We start from the raw sequence: 18,499 nt of genomic DNA on the forward strand, positions 1-18,499 counted from the left end.
AAAGATATGTCAAATTAGCAGTATACAATCTGCTTTCAATCTATTCAATAAAAGATATTGCCGGATTTTTTTTGAAATTACAACACATTTAATAATGATATGAGAATAACATTTGACGTTAATCTCAATTACTAAAACATGTTATTGTATTGAAAGAATGTCGGGCAGGAACTAAATTTAAATAAAGTTTAAAAATGAAATTAACAACCATATTATCTTTCGTGTTACTAATGCTAAGTATCACGAGATCTCAGGCAAAAGTAAAATTCAATGTAGATTATCAAAATAACAAGATAGAAACAGATACCATAAGAGATGAATTTAATTTAAAAAAGAAAAATACAGCAAAGCTTATCAGCGGTAAAAAACCGGATATTTTATTGAAATTTTACGAATACTATTTGCAGGAAAACGACATAAGCAGAGCTGATTCATTAATCTCAAACATTTTAAAATCAACAAATGATATTGCTTATAAGTATCAAATGAGCTTAATTTCTTATCGTTATACTTTAGATACCAGGTCGCAAATGCTATTTACCTCAGATACTGATCGTATTGAAGAGTATCGTAACTATTTTTTAAAGTCCGGTATTTCATCATTAAAGTCAAATAACGATATACGGGCTCATTATCTTGATTTGGTAGCTTTAGACTCTGCTTATTATAAAATTGTTCCCAATAGCGTTGTAAAAAAACAAATGGGGCGCCATTATAATAGCCTGGCTTGGTATAGCATCGTAACGCAACAGCTAAATGATGTTGCGTATTATTTAGATCAAAGTATAAAGTATGATCCCGAATCAAAATATCCGGTTTCTAACAGACCACTGCTGCTTTTATTACAAGGGAATTATAGGGAAGCAGAGGCTCTTTATATAAAACTAAAAGATCTGCCGTTTGAAGAACCCAACTCCACTTTTAAAGATGAGTTTTTAGAAGATTTAAAGCTAGTAGAAGCAGAGGGAATCAAGATCAATAACGAAAAAAAAATCAGAAGGATATTAAATTCAAAAAAATAGAAATCTTATATTCGTGAAGATTTCTACTCAGGAAATTTCCAAAAACCTTCAAAGTTAATCTTTGGAGGTTTTTTTTATGAATTTGGTAGTTTTTATGAATTGGATTTTCTTTTTTAAATTTGGTAAGATATACTTTGCGGACACGGATTACAAATCCGCGCGATCTGGTTCAACAAATTAAAAGTCCTTTTGATAAATTATAAAGAATTATGAATATATTTGATTTAAATAAAGTATGACGTTTGTTATTCTTATCAACTTAAATTTTGGAGCTTTGTGTGGTTTTTGTTACACATATAAATTAAGTTACCAGCAATTTTACCACAGAGTCAGGAATCTAAATCAATCCAAAACTAATGAAAAACTCAGATTTTATTTTAAATGTCAATAAATTGCAAAATGATAATATTCTCAGGGATAGTGTTTTTACTTTAAAAATACCTGCAGAAAAGTTTGAAATAACATATGATATAATAGGATTACATAATTTCGTTGAAGAACAAATAGATTCGTGGAAAAATTTAATTTTCGCAAAAAACCCTTTTTTTAATCACTCATTAACATTTTTTTCAAAATTATTAATTACAATCGAAAATTCAGTTAATAACACAAAACCTCAATTGGATGTAAATAGAGAAATACAAAGAGTAATTTCAAAAATTCCGAACACAGTCCTATTAAGTAATTCTCCCAAAACTCAATTTTTAGAAAAATTATATTTAAAAGATCCCGAATTTATTGATGGTGCATATGCTAATTTTGTAAATAACATTCAAAATGTTAATTTCATTAATCAAAACTACCTAAAGGGAATTGTTCTAGCTATTAATTTTGAAATGCAAGATATTAATCTGATCTCCTTAGGTCAAAGTGAAGAAATATATTTTTCAGAAATAAGAAATAGGTTTTTAGCCGAAAATAACGATACTATAGACAAATTTGGCGAAATATTAAAAAATACAAAAGAATCAACTTCTCAAGAAATTGAAAACTTAAAAAATCTTAAAGAAAAATGGGATGAACAGTTTTTCGAAATTTATGAGGAATGGGTATCAAAGGCTGATAAAGAAATGAAAAAAAGCAATGCTAATGCTATTAAACTTTTAAAAAAATCAATACAATCTAAAATAGATTTAGAACAAACATATAAAGAGCAAATGAAGTTTCAAGTCCCTGCCGTGTACTGGAAACAAAGAGCTAATGAATTAAATATTGAAGGACATAAATTTATGAAATGGTTAATATTTCTTGTTATTCTTGGAACTTCTTTACTTTTTTCAATATTATGGTTAAGTCCGGAAGATATGCTAGAAAGCATTTTCTCAAAAGAACCAGTAAGAGCAATTAGGTGGTCAATAATTTTTATAACCTTTATATCGTTCCTTTTCTTTGGTATACAAGCAGTAAAAAAAGCAATGTTTTCCAGCTTTCATTTAGCTCGAGATGCAGAAGAAAGAGAAAAACTTACAGTCTTTTATCTTTCACTAATTAAAGACACCACAATAACTCAAGAAGATAGAAGCTTAATTTTACAATCATTATTTAGTAGAGCAGAAACAGGTATGCTAAAAGAGGATGGAAATCCGACAATGCCAAGTTTATTTGATAAAATTAGAGCATAACTAAAAATCGCCCTTTGCTGGCGCGAGCGTCCCGCTCGTGAATATTGAATTTCTTTAAAAAGATTGTGCTCACGAGCGGACGCTCGCGCCAGCAGGGGGATATTACGAAATTTATATTTTACATTTCTTTACCTTTATTTATTCTATTCATCTATAAACAAGACCAAAAAATAACTAGCTATGAATGATAAATACAAGCTTATTGAGTATTTTTATACCGAAGCATTGAAGCACGAAGTTAACTCAGAAGAGTTTTTAAAAAACAGTAAACAAATTACAAAGTTATACAGGGAACACTTTGGATTGAGTCCGTTTTGGCTTGAATATCATAAATATGTTGAAAATGACAATAAAGAAAGTGTTCTTCGTTATCTTGAAATGATGATAATAGAGTTACGTAAAATTTACGAATTTTAAGTTTCAAGTAAATTAGCAACTATTTCCAGTTGCCCAAAGTGTGTTGCTGCGCAAATATCTCTGACTTTGCGCAATTTTTTTGTTCCTTAGAAATTATAAACCAGATAAAAGTCTCCCGACTTTTTACTGTTTGTTCTTATTATTGTCTTGGATATTTTTACATTTAGGAAAAATATTCTAAGAAAATTAGTTTTAAAGTCAGAGACTTTATGAAGTCTTTGTTTTTCTATTATATTTGTTTAAAATGACGCAAAGTCAGAGACATTTGCGCAGCGTAAAGAGAAACACTTCGTAGAGCGGGGGTTTTTTATTTTAATACTAGAAAGTTGGTATATTTAACCTCGCTGTAGTAACAATACCTTAACTGCAATTTGCAATTGTATCGTAGCAAGAAACATTGTCCTAAATAGAAAAATTAATATCTATTTTTTAGATTTTTCATAAAGATATTCCGCAATTTTATCGATTATCTTTTTAAGAGATGCCTTTAAGTTATCGTTTTCAGCCATATATTTAAATGTTTCATTTTCAAACACTGCAATCAATACGGCTTTTCCAGCGTCAGATGACAATTGTACTTCAATAGAAATTTCAAAATCAAAATGATAGCCATATTCTGCAAAGTTTTCATTAGTCAACTTGTACATATTTACTTGATTAAAAAGAGTATTCTCGAGTTTGATTTTAGATGTACTTAGTTCTTTTCCAACAACTTTTGGGACGATTATATTCAAATATTCAATCTCTTCATCTTTTTCTTCTTCCATTACTTTTTTCAAAGGAGTTGGAGATAATTTATTAATAATACTTTCTTTTTTGATAACAATTTCTTTATATCGAGCAACATCCGAATCTTTATATTCAAAAGTATAATCTGAATCCTGTGAAATTTTAAGAATCGGCTTGAATATACTATCAATTTCTTTTTGGGTGTAAGCTTCTCTCTCTATTAATATATCAACTTCTTCTTCATTAGAATAATCTAATTCTAAAACAGATTTTTTAAATTTATCTTCGACTTCATCAACCCAATTTTTTATTGCTTTATCCCCAATATTATTTTTCATAGTATGATCAATAGCCACACCTACTTCAAAACTTCCAAATTTATACTGAACTGTTCTCGGGTCTATATAAGATAAAATTGAATTGTATAATCTAGTTAATTTTCTACTATCAGCTATTTGATTTCCGAAATGTTTAAAAAAGTCAATCTTTGTGAAATTCTTATAAGATGTAGTTACAAGATTTAAAAGTTTACTTAATTCGATAATTCCCAGAGAACCATCATAAGTTGATGCAGTAGGTTCAAACTTTAAATAGAAAGCATTTTCTATTAATTTTTCTAGATAAGCCGTTTCAAAAAATTTATTGACCAAATTTTCATATTGTGGTAATTTAATAAATCTATTATCTACATAGGAATTTTCACCAGGTATATACAATGGATTTAATTCATCAACCGTTATTTGAAATGTCTGAATATTATTCCCAGAAATCATTTCAACATCTGATAAATATAAAAAGGTATAAAAATTAGCAGAATCAAATAATATTTGATGTAGATTATCAATTCCGGAAATCAACCTATAAAGATTGTATTCATCAATTTGAAAATTCAAATATCTTAATCTATCATCATCAAAGTCAACAAGGTACTTTAAGAAATTAATATTTTTAAATTTGTAGTGCGAAAGTATTGGCTCGTCATAATATAATAAGTCAGATACCATTTGAGCATTTTCAAAAGGGAATCTGGATAAAATATTTGTGTTTGGATCGTTCATGGTAATTTTTCCACTACTGTAAATTTATCTAATATTTTATCGTCCTCCATTGGGAAAAGTGTAAAATGAGATTTATCATCTAGCGTTTTATATTTTATTCCAAAATCGGATGTCACATTTACTTTTGCAACATGACTAAATCTAGATCTTAATTTTTCAGGCATTAATAAAAAATTGCTAACAGCAGATTTTAGATTGTCATATGTAGATAATCCCCAACTTTCACATTCGTGTTGTGTGGCTTTATAGCGTGGATTTGCAGATTTTGGTAATAAATCATCATGTTCCATGGAACTTGATTTAATTAAGCGAAATAAAACTAAATCGCCTTCATGATTTGATAAAGGGCAATTTTCAACTTTATCAATATTTTTCTGATAATATAGACCCATACAACTATAATATGATTTTTTATTTTGGCTAATGTAGGAATTTTAAGTTGATCAAATAACAAAAATTGCAGTTTTGGTAATTAAACTTAAATATATATTAAAAATAACTGCAGTTAATAACGGTTTCAAGTAATTGGAGCTTTAATGCAAAATTTAAAGTTAGTTTTGCATTTGTAAACTTAATCTTAAATTGTTAATTTTGGGAGAATTGAGCCCCAACTTTACAAGCTGGAGGGACGTTAGCGTTAACTTTAAGAAAATATTGCTTTATATGAGAAAACATAAAATAAATTCTTTTCAAGATTTTTTAATCTATATCGACGATATTGAACTGATAGGTTATGATATAAATCTTTTTCGTGGACAATCTGTTAATCAGCCACTATTGCCATCGATTTGTAGAGATGAACCTAAAACTGATACTACAGAAATTGAAATTAAAATGCTTGAAGATTTCAAAAGACGCTCTTCTTTATTAATTAGTAAAAAATTTCAAACTGATTGGGAATGGTTAATATATGCTCAACATTTCGGTCTAAAAACAAGATTATTAGATTGGACAAGTAATCCTTTAGTTGCATTATGGTTTGCTTGTCAAAATCAATATTCAATGAAGGAAAATTCTTTTTTATATATACTCTCTTGCGACGATAAAATGCGAGTTGACTTATCTAAAAATCAATCGCCTTTTAATACTACTAGTACAAAAATTTTAAGACCAACTTTGAATAATGAAAGAATAGTTGCCCAAGCAGGTTGGTTTACAGCACACAGATACTCAAAAACTGATAACCAATTTGTAGCTTTAGAGAAAAATTTAAATCTTAAAAGTCATTTAATAGAAATTGAAATTCCAGCACAATTGAAAAAAGAATTGCTAAGGAAATTGTCTATGTTTGGGATAAATAATCAAACAATTTTTCCAGATGTTAATGGCTTAAGTTTACATTTGAATTGGAAATATTTAGTAAATAAGTATTAAAGCTTATTGCTAGTGACTAATGGATTTTTGGTAATTGGCTTAATTAAAAGTTGGTTTGTATTTAAAATTGTTTACAAATCCAAATTATGAAAAACAAAAAAAGAGACTCAAAAGTCTCTTTCCAAAATCAATATATCTTAATAAACAATTATCTACTAATCAATTTCTCAAGCCTCACCATCATTTCATCTTTCTCTTTCAACATACGCTCGTATAACGCAATTTTTTCTTCATGAAGTTGAATTATCTTGTCAATTGGATTAACATTAAATGTAGCACTATAACCTGTATTTAAGAAAGCTCCATTATCAAAAGTATTAGAAATAATATTTATCGCTTGTTCTTCATCAAAATTCTGAAAAGCTTCAACAGGAATTTTTAATAATACTGAAATTTGTTTAAGCAGGCTATCTTCAATTACGTCTTTTGCCTCCAGCATAGAAATTTTCTTCTGATTCCAGTCATTTCCCAGATCAAAAGCCAAAGCTTCTTGTTTGATGCCAAGCATTTCTCTGAAGCGTTTTACGTTTCTTCCCTGATGTATTTTCTGTTCCATAATGAATATCAATTTTCTAAAGGCTCAAAGTTAAAGCCAATCGGATAAAAATCCTGAGTTTCAAAGATAAAAAAATATCCCATAAAACATCACTTTTGTCAGATATTATATCCGCAATTAGTAATAGATTATCCTTTTGAAAGACTGGAATTTCGCTTGTCAATTTTAAATCTCCTTGGTATGAAAAAGAATAAAATATCCTTCAAAACTAATTATTGGGAAGAATATTCGGCAGAAAATCCATTTAGGGCAATTGACGCCTTTTTTGACTTTGAACATCTTGATTATTATAAACAATCTTTAACCGAAGCGGTAATCTATAGCTATAAATCAAAAATTTACCAACAGGATAATCCTTCGAGTGTTTTTGTGTTGTATAGTGTTGTGAGCTCTTTTATTAAAGCCTGTTACGGTCTTCAACAAAAAAGCAAAAAATGGAAAGTAAACGAGTCTGAACGTTGTGAAACTATATATCATCTTTCGTCGCTCACGAAAGAAGAATTCGATAATCCTTTTATTGTATTTCAAAAAGCATTTGAAGAAAATACTCTCGAAGACTTTGAATTATTTCTATGTCTAATCATAGAGCTTTCATTATCTCCTTTTGCCGGAGATCCTTACTGTGACCTCACGACGCCTTATATTCACGTAATTAAAATGCTCGATGCAGTAGGATTAATTACAGAAAGAGGCGTTGAAAAAATCAAGAAAAAAGATCGGATTGATTGTGTAGCAGAATAAGTTATACTAATTATTAATATTACATTACTTTTTCAAACTTAATTGTTTAAAGCAAATAATTGATTATTTTTTTGTTTTAGTTTACAAATTGTGGGGATATGGTTAGGTAACAAAAATAAAAAATCCCTATTTTACTAGGGGTTTTTGATGCTTTTAAAGCTTTTTTTAAAGAACTCGCTACAATGACTACACTGTTAATTTATAGAAATGATGAACTACCTTCAAAGGCTTTAAAAGCATTTTTAGATCAGTATAGATAGATTTATTTTGATAAAATTATAGTTTTCTAATTTTTCAGTTTTTGAATTAATACAAAAACTATAGATTAAAAATCGAAGTTAAACTTGTGAGATTATCAAATGCTCTAATTCTTCACGATGCGTTTCGCCCCATTTTGCAGTAAGAGCAATAACGGGTATAAGTGTTTCTCCTAAAGGTGTTAATTTATATTCCACTTTTAAAGGAATTTCATTAAAATCAATTTTAGAGAGAATTCCATGATCAATGAGTTGTTTCAGCTGCGTATCCAAAACTCTTCGGCTTGCCTTTGGAATTTTTCTTTGTAATTCTCCGGGTCTTTTAATTCCCGAATAAATACTCCAGATCAAAGCAAGTTTCCACTTTCCGTTTATTACTTCGAGAAATAAATTTAATCCACAATCTAAGGAAACAGGTAATTTTTTTTGATAAGTCATATGATGATTTTCTACAGTAAAAATAGTAAAAATAAAAATCTGATAGGGTTGAATTTAGCCGTAATTGTATGTGTTGAACCTTCTGTGTAATTTTGCTTCATAAAATAAAAGTCATGAAAAATAAATTATTTGGAAAGAAAACAGGTTTATATGCAAGTGAACTCATTTTAGGAGCCGCTATGTTGGGAAACCGAAAAGGGTATGGATCTAATGCCGAAGAAGCGAAACAAATTTTAACTGCTTACGCCGATGCCGGAGGGAATTTTATAGACATCTCTGACCGTTACCAGCTTGGTGAAGCAGAAGAACTTGTTGGGAAGTTTGTAGAGCATCAGCGAAGCAATTTTATTATATGTACAAAATATACGCAAAGCAATGAAAATAACCCTGTAATAAGCAACTACGGAAATCATCGTAAGGCGATGAGACAAGCTGTAGAATCAAGCCTGAAACGATTAAAAACGGATTATATTGATGTTTACATGCCGCATTTTGATGACGGTGTTACACCTATTGATGAAATTGTACGTGGTTTGGAGGATTTAGTAAACGCCGGAAAAGTTCTTTATACAGGTTTAACCAATTTTCCTGCATGGAAAGTTGCTGCAATCGCAAAAAGTACAAATCTAAGCGCAATTCAAATTGAATATAATTTAGTACAGCGCACTGCCGACAGGGAATTTATACCGATGGCTTCAGAATTTGGTTTAGGGACAATGATGTATTCGCCATTAGCCGGTGGGCTGCTGACAGGAAAATACCGTCAGGGAGAATCCGGACGTATAAATCCCAATTCAGATTCAGAATATAAGGAAGATTATTTTACAAGAAAAATCATAGATCAACTTATCGTAATTTCTGAGGAACTGGGTAGTACACCGGGTCAGGTAGCTTTTGCATGGATTTTATCAAAGGATGCTTTTCCAATAGTTGGAGCTAGAGCTGTTTCTCATTTAAATGATGCTTTGAAGGCAGTATCTTTTCAGCTTACCGCAGATCAAATTACAATTTTAGATCAGCTCAGTGCAGTTTCTTTGGGCTATCCACATGATTTATTAAAACAAGTTCGAGGGTGATCTGATATTTTGTTTGCAGTAAAATATATTGCCGTAATTTATTTTATAAAAATTGCAACAAATCCAAATTTTATACAAAATTAATAATCGAAGGTATAACAGTAGAAAATTCAAATAATGATGAAATGATAAACATTTTTAAAAGAAATGTCATCATATGCAATTTAGGATATTATGGAGTCGTAATTTCTCTTCTATTTGTTGTTCGAATCCTGTTAAGTTTAAATAAATATTCCTTTACAGTTGTTTCTTTATTTTAGAGTGATCTAAAAAAGAAAAAAAAGAAAAAATGATTAAAAGTTAGCGTATTTAATTGCGTAAATGAAAAAATGGCGTCAATTGTCTTCAATTGACGCCATTTGGCTGTGTAGTGACCCCTAAAGGACAGATTACAAACCATTTTATGGAGGACTTAAAGAGATTGGCTTACTGGAAGTAGAAGCTGTCTTTATATGGCTTCAGTATTTTGGTTTGGATGTCCCGTTGGGGATTGGTGTAAATTGTATTTCAGTTTACTCTGATTTTGCCACTAAATGTAGTTGGATAATTTTTAGTTAATTTTCATAAGATTCAGTATTAATTTTTTCTGGATAATATGCAGCAAATCGAAGAATGTAAATCGATTCTTTAACTTATCAAAGTATGTTTTAAAGTTTTGAAAAAGTAAATCATATCTATAGTATTTCTATATGGGAGCTTGATTTATTAGATGAAATAATTTACTAAATTAGATGTGATCAATCTAAGTGCTGTTAAAAACGTATGAGACTCGAGTGAGAATTTCTTTTAATAACTTTAAAACGCAGTCATGAGAATTAAAATTTTGTTATTATTCTTATTGCTACTGAATTTAAATTCTTATAGTCAAACTGATAAATTAAATCAGTTTTGGAACGAATATGCCTTCACTAAAGATATTAATCAAAATTGGGTAATTCAGGCTGATGCTGGTTTAAACACCAGCAGTATTCCCGACAGCAGAAATATGTTTCATAATCTTACCCAGGTCTATTTGAGAGCATGGATTCATTATTATCCTTCACAGCGATGGAAGCTTTCTGCCTTTATTGCCTATTTTCACAACAGTAATGTTCCAGAACTGAATTAGGAAAAAGCCCCTGAATTTAGAATTGCTTTACAGGCATCTTATAACTTATTTAAAGAAAACCGGCTTAAGATCAATCTTCGAGGCAGGTTTGAGGATCGATTTCTTGAAGATAAGAATTCCAAATTTGAAGCTGTGGAACGATTTAGATTTCAAATAAAAGCTGTTTATCCGCTGCTCTTTTTTAAAATAAAAAATAACTCAGTTTATCTCTTTGGTTCTGAGGAAATTTATTTTAAGACCAAAAGCGCAGTCAGCGGTCCCGAATTCTTTGACCGTAATAGAATAACGGGTGGTTTTGGACTGCCTCTTAATGATAATATGCAGATTGAGGCTTCTTATGCCTGTGATATAATGCCAAGGACAGTAAATGATAAAGTAGTTAACGCATTTCAATTGAATTTTATTTACAGCAATATTTTTTCAAAAAAGGAAAAACCTTTTAAACGAGCAAAGACAAATGTAGATGATGGAAGCGGGGGATTGTAGTGTAAGAACACTAATTAGTATTATTATGCCTTTTTCTAAGAAATTAACAACACTTGATTCTAATCATAAAAACTAGGTTCCATTTTATATTTTGAAACATTGTTTAAATTTATTGTTTCTTATTTCTGCGTAAATTAGTTTGGCTTAATTAAAATTTTTCCAATATGTCAATACCAGATGAATTACATACTGCAAAATTTGCTGAATATTTTGAGTCTATCAAGATTTTCTATTTGGTAGATGATAGATTCAAAATGATTTGTGATGAGTATTGTGCCTGTAAAAAAAAATGCCGAAAAGTATAGAAAAAAAATTGAAAAAAAATTCAGTCAAAGAATAAAATCAGAGAATCTTGCTAAGGAATTGGAAGAAGAAATTTTGATTTACTTATTTAGAAAATTATAGCGGATCAGGCCCCATATAGATCAAAAGATATCGATATAAGCTGATAGCAGAATAGATAAAAAGAGCTGCGCATACAGATTTATAAAATCCTGTCCGCAGCTCTTTTTAATTTTATTTTACAACTATACCGCGTATTATTTCAAATTCACGGTAACTTTCTCAATTTCTCCCTGAAAGGTGAAAGGGACATCGTAGCTTCTATTTACCGGAGTTCCAAAATCTTCTCCGACATCGAGGGTTTCGTCAGCAGAGAACCTGCTGGGAACTGTTTTTGGAATATCGCCTTTAGCGGCTTCTTTTCCATCGACCAATAAAGTTACTTTTGCCGCTTTTCCTGTACCGCCGCCGGAATAATCAAAATTCACTGTAATGTTGTGTTTACCAGCTGTCAAAGCGGTTGGCGACTGAATCGACCATTTTGACTGGGGATAGTGTGAAAAGGCATAAGCAAAGGTTGGCTTTCCTTTCTGAAGCATTAAAGCCAAACCGGCAAAATACCCGCCTTGAGTGATAATCATTCCTTCGTCGCCTGCTTTTACTTCTATATCTGCAGTAATACTGAAAGAAGTGTTTTTCATATTTGGTGCCATTCCCTCTGTTATACGGGAATTTCCTTCATGATAAACATAGCTGGTTCTGCCTTTGTTTAAGTTAGGGCGGTTTTCAGGATTGACCCTATCTATATAGCGGTCATCAAGTGGGAACACATTATATTTGCGTCCTTCATCCAAAAAGGCTTTTTGAAGCTCTTTTAATTTTTCAGGATTTTTGGCAGCTACATTTTCAGCCTGGCTGAAATCTTTTTTCAGATCGTACAATTCCCATTTATAATCCTTCATGGGATCTTCTGAGGGAATAGGGTGTCCCTGCCAAGGTAAGTTTCTAGGTGTTGTATTGGCCAGCCAGCCGTCTTTATAAATTCCCCTGTTGGCTATAATCTCGTAGTACTGGGTGGTATGTGTTTCGGGAGCAGAAGCATTGTCAAAACTGTAAACAAGACTTTTTCCTGCCATTGGCACCTGTTTGAATCCATCTACTGAATTAGGGGCAGGAATATTAGCGGCTTCCAAAATAGTAGGAACAATATCTGTAATATGAGCATACTGGCTTCGGATTTGTCCAGTCTGTTTGATTCTTTTTGGCCAGGAAATCACCATTCCTGTTCTTGTGCCTCCCAGATGTGAAGCAATTTTTTTATCCCATTGGTATGGAGTGTTCATGGCATGCGCCCAGCTTTGGGAGTAATGTTCCTGCATCCACGGTCCTCCAAATTCATCGAGGTTCTTCAGCATAAATTCCTCCGTATCTTTTTCCCCGTTTACCATAATTCCAATTTCACTGGTTAGTCCTTGTCCGGTCGGGTCTTCAGCGCTGGCCCCATTATCTCCCATGATGTAGATGATAAGTGTATTGTCAAGTTCTCCTAAGTCTTTAATGGACTGAATTACCCTTCCAATCTGGTAATCACAAAAGGCAAGCTGTGCTGCATACACTTCCATTTCTCTGGCTACCACTTTTTTCATATTTGGGCTAAGTGCATCCCATTTTTGATAATCATCAGGAGTTGGCGCCAGTTTAGCATCTTTAGGAATGATCCCTAATTTCTTTTGGTTTTCATATGTTGCAATGCGCTGTTTGTCAAAACCCTGATCAAATTTTCCTTTAAATTTTGCAATCCATTCTTTTGGCGCCTGATGCGGTGCGTGCGCTGTACCTGGAGTATAATAGGCAAAAAACGGCTTATTGGGAGAAACTGCCTTTTGTGTCTGAATCCATTTTATAGCATGATTGGCTAAATCTTTATCCAATACATAATCAGGATCTACTTTACCATCAACCAAATATGGGTCTATAGGTTTTGTTCCTTCAATTAAGGAAGGCCTGAACTGATGCGCATCTGCACCTAAAAAGCCATAAAAATATTCAAAACCTAAACCTGTAGGCCATAAGTAGAAGGGCCCGGCAGGAGTGGACTGCCAATCTGGTACGTTATGGTTTTTACCAAACCAGGAAGTCCCGTAGCCATTGTCTGTTAATATTTTTCCGATAGTAGCAACGCTTTTTGGAACTAGACTGTTATAACCGGGATAAGGGGTAGAGAACTCCATAATGATCCCCGTAGCTGCAGTATGATGATTTCTTCCTGTAATAAGAGAGGCTCTTGAAGGCGAGCACACGGCCGTGGTATGAAAACGATTGTACTGCAGTCCGTTTTTAGCCAGCGCATCAAAATTAGGTGTTGGAACAGGACCTCCAAATGTAGAGGTAGCACCAAAACCAACATCATCAATTAGTATTAAAAGCACATTAGGAGCTCCCTGAGGAGCACTAATTTCTTTAGGCCATTCAATGGGATCAGAATCCTTAATGTTAGGCTCTATCTTACCTGTTTTTTGGTAAGCTTCAATTGGTAAAACCGTTCTGTCAGGCCAGTTTTGCGTTGAAGAATTTTCTTGAGATTGCATTACACTTAATGGAAGCAATGCTAGTACTGCAAAGAGTAAGAATTTACTTTTCATAAATAATGGTTTTTTGTTGAATCAAAAAAAGTGCAGAATGTTTTAAATGCTTGATTATTAGGAGTATTAGTAAAGTTAGTTAATTTTATAATATGTGTTAAAAATTTTGTTAAAAATTTCTAACTTTTTGATATTGTTGTAGATATGCCCAGCCAGCTTTGAATAAATATTTAATTTTTTAGAATTAATTATAAAAGTGCAATTTTTAAAAAAAAGGATACCAAGAGTAAAAAACATGTTGCAGATTATAAGTTGCAACCAAGTTATGTTCGAAAATTTGTACACGTTTTATAATTTTAGTCTCTCTGATATATTATTTAATCTAAAATAAGATTAATAAGATTAATAAGATTAAAATTTGTTAACATTTTTTTTTGTAATTTTACGTAAAGTGTTTGTAATTAAGGCTTTATTTTTTTTTTAATCAAATCTACTTCCTCTTTTAAAACATCTATATCAAGCAGATCCCTTAACGAACAAGTGCCCATATTTTAATTTGATAATAAGCAAGATTTTAAAACCAAATCATTTATAGTTTTAAATACCATTATCTATAGACAGTAATTCATTTTTTAAGTTTTAAATAAAAGATGTATGAAATTAATTTACCCACTTTTGGATTTTAAAGCAGTACAAAAAGTTTTGTTATCCATTATATTTCTTTTGCCTGTATTATCTTTTTCTCAGAACTGTACCGTAAATGCAAACGTAGACAGGATAATCTGCCCTGGTGGAGAAGGAGGTCTGCCTTTTGATCAGTTTTTATTATTAGGGACGGCAAATACTGATGCAGGATTAGGGTATCTGCAGAATCCTGTCTGGACTCAGATATCAGGACTTGCGGTTGTGATAGACGATCCAACAAGTCTTCAGAGTTTAGTAAGGGGTGCAAGCCCTGGCAATTCTTACGGTTTTAGGCTTACCGCGCAATGCCAGGACGGATCAACTGTTTCCGATGATTTTCTCATTACAATCAAGCCCATAACACTAGCAAAAGCGGGAACAGACCAAACCTATTGCCATGGAACGTATGTTTTAAATGGAAATGCAGTTGGCGCTTCTGAAACAGGGACTTGGTCCATTGAGGGAAATAATAATGCGGGTATTAGTATCAGCAATCCAAATTCGCCAAATGCTTCCATTACAGTTTCCGGAGCAAGTTCCGGAAGTACTACTTTAAGATGGACAATCGTTAACAGCGCATCCAACTGCCAGAGTTTTGATGAAGTTGTCATTACTACCCTGGGAGGTATTGAACCTGTTACAGCGGGAGCAGATATTACACTTTCAAATTGTTATTCTTCCACACAGAATGTAAACCTTAACGGAAGCTTTGGAGGAAATACTCCGGGACAGCAGCAAGGAATGTGGACTGTAGTTTCCGGCCCAAATATTCCGAATTTCTCGAACCCAAATGATAACGATACCAATGTTAATGGTCTTGTAGAAGGAACCTATGTTTTAAGATGGACAGTTACAGGTAATTGTGCCAATGGAACTGATGAAGTTACCATAACAGTTCCAGCGCCAACAGCTGACGTCACCGATGTGGGAGATGCCAATTTAATTTATTGTGACGCAAGAACCTCAACGGTTTTGCAGGGAACAATTCCATTGTATGTCAATGAAACGGTGCAGTGGACCCAGACTGGAGGTCCCATTACAGCAAACATTCAAAACCCGAACTCATCTTCGACATTGGTTACAGGTATGAGTGTGCTTGGAACCTACAATTTTTTATATACCTTAAATAATAGCACTACAGGATGTACGTCTACAGGAACTTACAATGTTACTTTAGAAGAAGTCATAGTCATATCGGCAGGTCCGGATCAGACATTAGGCTGCAGTGAATTCTCTGCCACTATCCCGGTTACTTCAACCGGTAACGGACAAATGAGCTGGCAGATTGTAAGCGGTCCAACGCCTTATACCGCAACATATCCTTCGTTTCCAACACCTTTGGTGAATTTTTCGGGAAATGCGGTAACAATTGATAGTTTACGGGTTTCAGGTACTTATGTTGTAAGGTTGATAAAAGCACCAAACCCGGGAAGCCAGTGCGAAACGGTTTATGATGATGTTTCAATAGTAATATCAGCACCGCCTTCAGCGTCAAGCGGAGGGACGCTACAGAACTTGGCTTGTAATTTAACAACGGCTCAATTAGCAGGAAATACACCAACGCGGGGACGAGGAACATGGTCGCAGGTTTCAGGACCTTCTACGGCAGCCTTTTCGGATGTTAAAAATCCTGAAACCACCGTTTCTGGATTAGTAAATGGCAAATACAGGTTTAGGTGGACGATTTCCGGCGGTCCTGCCTGTGAGGTTACACAAAGCATTGCCGAAGTTATTGTGTCGAGCGCAACACCTACACCGGCCCAGGCAGGAAATGACCAGTCTATTTGTTTTGGTGCGCCGGTTCAGCTGCAGGGAAATGCAACGATTACAAGCGAAATAGGAACATGGACCGTTTCTCCAAGTGCAGGGATAACTTTTAATAATGCAAACGACCCAAATGCCATTGCTTTGGGATTGGCACAAAATACAGCTTACACTTTTACATGGACAATTGTAAACGGCTGCGGAAGCTCTTCAGACAGCGTTGATGTATCTACAAATGCAGCACAGGGAGCTACTGCAAATGCGGGAACAGACCAATGTCTTGCGACAGGAACAACTACTGTGACATTAGCCGCAAATAATCCTTCTCCGGGAACAGGTTTATGGATACAGACGGCAGGAACAGCGGCAACAATTACAAATCCCGCTCAATTTAATACAACAGTTACAGGATTAAGTGACGGAAATTATGAATTTCAATGGACAGTAAGCAATGTAGGATGTACAGATGCGCAAGATACCGTTGCCGTAACAATAGCGCCACCAATTACAATTGCTCAGGCAGGAAATGATCAAAATGTCTGTGGGACTGCAGCAACACTTGCAGGAAATGCCCCGGCAGTTGGAGAGACTGGTTTATGGGAATTTGTGAGCGGAGGAGACGGACCTGTAATTACAGACCCCACCAATCCTACTACTGCAATTACAGGTTTAACTTCAGGTTCATGGGTTTACAAATGGACAATTTCAAGAGGAGCCTGCGCTGTTTCTTCAGATAATGTTCAGCTGAATGTCAGCCAGCCACCATCAACAGCTATTGCAGGAACAGATCAAACCATTTGTAACCAGACGAGTGTAACACTTGGAGCCGCAGTGCCAGATGCCGGAACAAATGGAATATGGTCGTTAATAAGCGGGCCAAATTCTCCTGTGTTCTCTAATGTAACAAGCGCAAATTCAACTCTATCGGGATTAATAACAGGAGAATATATTTTAGAATGGACCACTTCTACAGGAATAAATTGTCCGTCAAGCAAAGATCAGGTAAGTATAAAAGTAACGGAAGCTGCAGCGGCGGGTTCGGATTTTTCAACCTGTTTAGTTGGACCTCTTTATTTGGTAGGAAACGAAACCAGCACAGGAACCTGGAATTATGTTTCCGGAGGAAGCGGCGCGCCTACCATTACACAAACGGGAAATAATAGCGCTTCTGTGACTGGTTTAACACCGGAGTATATGTTTTTAGATATACGATTCCGGCGCAGGGTTCTTGTCCTGAATCTTCAGATGATATTCAGGTTACTGTTAATGGTCAGGCCTCTACGGCTAGCGCGGGACCAGATCAGGTTTTGTGCAGTGCCAGTCTGCCTGCGCAGGAAATTCAGCTTGCGGCGACTAATCCAATTCAGGGAACAGGTTTATGGACTGTTCTGTCAGGGCCATCAGGAGGAACTTTTGATAATGCAGCACTTCCAAATGCAAAATATACAAATCCTGGATTTGGAATTTATGTTTTTAACTGGACAGTAAGTTCCGGAAGCTGTAGTAATTCGGATCAGGTCCGGGTTGAATATGCTGCTTCACCTTCAGCGGCAGCTGCAGAAGGCGATAATGCTGTTTGTGGCTCTACGACAGAACTTACAGCAACACCGCCAGCAGTTGGAACAGGAAAATGGGCCCAGGTTTCCGGACCTACAACAGCTGTTTTCAGTTCTGAAATTCTGCCAACAACAACAGTTTCAAATTTAACACAAACAGGAGGGGTTTATGTTTTTAGCTGGACCGTTACAAACGGAACAGTATGTACACCAACAACCACGAATGTGCAGATTACTGTTACAGCAGATTTAACGGTTCCTCAAGCCGGACCAGACCAAACGATCTGCCAGTCTTCAACAGCAACTTTGGCAGCCAATGCAATCACAGTAGGAAGCGGGGAATGGTCACAATTTAGCGGACCTGCAGCCGGATCTTTTTCGAATACAGCAAGTCCAACTTCTACTTTTACGCCAAACGGAGCCGGAATTTATGTTTTACGCTGGACAGCAACCAATCTTTCCTGTGTCTTTTTTGATGATGTTACAATAACGGCTGATCCTCTGCCAACAACTTCAGCAGCAGGAACGCCAATTTCAATATGTGAATTTCAAGCCTTAAATTTAGCGGCCAATACACCAGCAATTGGGACGGGACTTTGGTCACAAATTTCAGGACCGACAACTGTAGTTTTTGAAACGCCAGCATCCCCAACAACCTCTGTTTTTGGCACTCAGGCAGGAGTTTATGAATTTCAGTGGACAATTTCAAACGGATCATGCCCTCCAAGTTCAAGCACAGTTTCAGTT

Annotated in this window: 14 protein-coding genes and 1 pseudogene; 10 read left to right on the forward strand and 5 right to left on the reverse strand. The window is 34.1% G+C overall.

The annotated features are described in order from the left end of the window. Positions 1–194 precede the first annotated feature (194 nt). The 3 genes from OLM54_RS05235 (at position 195) to OLM54_RS05245 (ending at position 3,061) form a co-directional block, all read left to right on the forward strand. Positions 195–1,022 carry a hypothetical protein gene (locus OLM54_RS05235; RefSeq protein ID WP_264537549.1) on the forward strand — a complete coding sequence of 276 codons (828 nt, stop codon included), beginning with the start codon at positions 195–197 and terminating at the stop codon, positions 1,020–1,022. Positions 1,023–1,378: 356 nt separating this feature from the next. Further along, complete coding sequence (locus OLM54_RS05240; protein WP_264537550.1) at positions 1,379–2,644, forward strand: DUF6161 domain-containing protein; 1,266 nt, start codon at positions 1,379–1,381, stop codon at positions 2,642–2,644. 180 nt (positions 2,645–2,824) lie between these two features. Continuing rightward, positions 2,825–3,061: a hypothetical protein gene (locus OLM54_RS05245; RefSeq protein ID WP_264537551.1), complete on the forward strand. Its 237-nt coding sequence runs from the start codon at positions 2,825–2,827 to the stop codon at positions 3,059–3,061. Between the two features lie 422 nt (positions 3,062–3,483). Here OLM54_RS05245 and OLM54_RS05250 read toward each other — a convergent pair whose 3' ends face one another. Beyond that, positions 3,484–4,848 (reverse strand): hypothetical protein, encoded by a 1,365-nt coding sequence (locus OLM54_RS05250; RefSeq protein WP_264537552.1) that lies wholly within the window; start codon positions 4,846–4,848, stop codon positions 3,484–3,486. Then, positions 4,845–5,240 carry a hypothetical protein gene (locus OLM54_RS05255; protein ID WP_264537553.1) on the reverse strand — a complete coding sequence of 132 codons (396 nt, stop codon included), beginning with the start codon at positions 5,238–5,240 and terminating at the stop codon, positions 4,845–4,847. Before OLM54_RS05255 ends, OLM54_RS05250 begins: the two co-directional genes overlap by 4 nt. A gap of 271 nt (positions 5,241–5,511) precedes the next feature. On the opposite strand from OLM54_RS05255, the gene OLM54_RS05260 reads away from it, so the two are divergent. Continuing rightward, entirely contained in the window at positions 5,512–6,222 is a 711-nt protein-coding gene (locus OLM54_RS05260) for an FRG domain-containing protein (protein WP_264537554.1), read from the forward strand. A gap of 148 nt (positions 6,223–6,370) precedes the next feature. Here the strand turns inward: OLM54_RS05260 and OLM54_RS05265 are convergent, their stop codons facing one another. Further along, positions 6,371–6,778 carry an XRE family transcriptional regulator gene (locus tag OLM54_RS05265; RefSeq protein ID WP_264537555.1) on the reverse strand — a complete coding sequence of 136 codons (408 nt, stop codon included), beginning with the start codon at positions 6,776–6,778 and terminating at the stop codon, positions 6,371–6,373. Between the two features lie 180 nt (positions 6,779–6,958). On the opposite strand from OLM54_RS05265, the gene OLM54_RS05270 reads away from it, so the two are divergent. After that, on the forward strand, positions 6,959–7,519 hold the full coding sequence (locus OLM54_RS05270) for a hypothetical protein (protein WP_264537556.1): 561 nt from the start codon (positions 6,959–6,961) through the stop codon (positions 7,517–7,519). A 338-nt stretch (positions 7,520–7,857) separates the two neighbouring features. Here the strand turns inward: OLM54_RS05270 and OLM54_RS05275 are convergent, their stop codons facing one another. After that, the gene (locus OLM54_RS05275) at positions 7,858–8,214 is read right to left on the reverse strand and encodes a winged helix-turn-helix transcriptional regulator (protein ID WP_264537557.1); all 357 of its coding nucleotides are present in this window, start codon (positions 8,212–8,214) and stop codon (positions 7,858–7,860) included. Positions 8,215–8,327: 113 nt separating this feature from the next. Here OLM54_RS05275 and OLM54_RS05280 point away from each other — a divergent pair, with 113 nt between their 5' ends. From OLM54_RS05280 to OLM54_RS05295, 4 genes and pseudogenes are all read left to right on the forward strand, one after another. Beyond that, positions 8,328–9,290 (forward strand): aldo/keto reductase, encoded by a 963-nt coding sequence (locus OLM54_RS05280; protein WP_264537558.1) that lies wholly within the window; start codon positions 8,328–8,330, stop codon positions 9,288–9,290. Positions 9,291–10,098: 808 nt separating this feature from the next. Further along, positions 10,099–10,398 (forward strand): hypothetical protein, encoded by a 300-nt coding sequence (locus OLM54_RS05285; RefSeq protein ID WP_264537559.1) that lies wholly within the window; start codon positions 10,099–10,101, stop codon positions 10,396–10,398. 18 nt (positions 10,399–10,416) lie between these two features. Then, positions 10,417–10,884, forward strand: a pseudogene (locus tag OLM54_RS05290) (DUF2490 domain-containing protein); the annotation flags it as partial. Positions 10,885–11,148: 264 nt separating this feature from the next. Then, entirely contained in the window at positions 11,149–11,289 is a 141-nt protein-coding gene (locus tag OLM54_RS05295; protein ID WP_264537560.1) for a hypothetical protein, read from the forward strand. Between the two features lie 134 nt (positions 11,290–11,423). Here the strand turns inward: OLM54_RS05295 and OLM54_RS05300 are convergent, their stop codons facing one another. After that, a complete protein-coding gene (locus OLM54_RS05300; RefSeq protein ID WP_264537561.1) occupies positions 11,424–13,808 on the reverse strand; it encodes an arylsulfatase in 2,385 nt (794 codons plus the stop codon). Positions 13,809–14,402: 594 nt separating this feature from the next. Between OLM54_RS05300 and OLM54_RS05305 the strand changes: the two genes are divergently transcribed. Beyond that, positions 14,403–17,684 (forward strand): PKD domain-containing protein, encoded by a 3,282-nt coding sequence (locus OLM54_RS05305; protein ID WP_264537562.1) that lies wholly within the window; start codon positions 14,403–14,405, stop codon positions 17,682–17,684. The last annotated feature ends 815 nt before the right edge of the window (positions 17,685–18,499 follow it).

Source organism: Flavobacterium sp. N1736, from assembly GCF_025947065.1.
In the GTDB taxonomy this organism is placed as follows: domain Bacteria; phylum Bacteroidota; class Bacteroidia; order Flavobacteriales; family Flavobacteriaceae; genus Flavobacterium.